The sequence below is a fragment of the Bacillus sp. JJ1127 genome, from assembly GCF_036965845.1.
Taxonomy (GTDB): Bacteria; Bacillota; Bacilli; order Bacillales; family Bacillaceae_G; genus Bacillus_A.
This window is the reverse complement of record NZ_JBALQK010000050.1, coordinates 13,259-13,664: the sequence shown is the minus strand read 5'-3', so window position 1 is coordinate 13,664 and position 406 is coordinate 13,259. Positions and strand designations below refer to the sequence as shown.

At 37.6% G+C, this 406-nt stretch carries 1 protein-coding gene and 1 pseudogene; one reads left to right on the top strand and one right to left on the bottom strand.

Features of this window, described 5'->3' with window-relative positions:
• The first annotated feature begins 29 nt into the window (after window positions 1-29).
• Entirely contained in the window at window positions 30-158 is a 129-nt protein-coding gene (locus V7183_RS25925; protein ID WP_438825157.1) for an RRXRR domain-containing protein, read from the top strand.
• 12 nt (window positions 159-170) lie between these two features.
• On the opposite strand, the pseudogene V7183_RS06805 reads toward V7183_RS25925, so the two are convergent.
• A pseudogene (locus tag V7183_RS06805) lies at window positions 171-406 on the bottom strand (hypothetical protein); the annotation flags it as partial.

Here is a 406-nt window from a genome sequence, read left to right as displayed (position 1 = left end):
GTTCTGATTGGGAAGGAACTGTCAACCACATGCCTTGCAGTAATCGCAAGGCACGGCTTCTTCTCAAACAGATAAGAGCAAAAATTGTGAAGTACACACCATTTACGATTCAACTCCTATNNACCCGTTACAATTGGCGTTCATATCTTACTATTTGAGTTTACTTCATTTTATCTGGAAAAGGGTGAATAGGCTTGTTTCATTAATGCAAGTAAGTTTTCGGTTATTCTTTGCCGAAGCGTTCCGTGTTCTTCATCGTTATATTGATATTGGGCATCAAACCATTTTTCATTTGGATAACGCCAAACAGGATAAGGTTTTAATTCTTCTGGTTCCCACTCGTAACGGGGAAATATGTGTGCATGTAGAAATGGATCTGTATTACCTAATATAGAGTAATTTATTC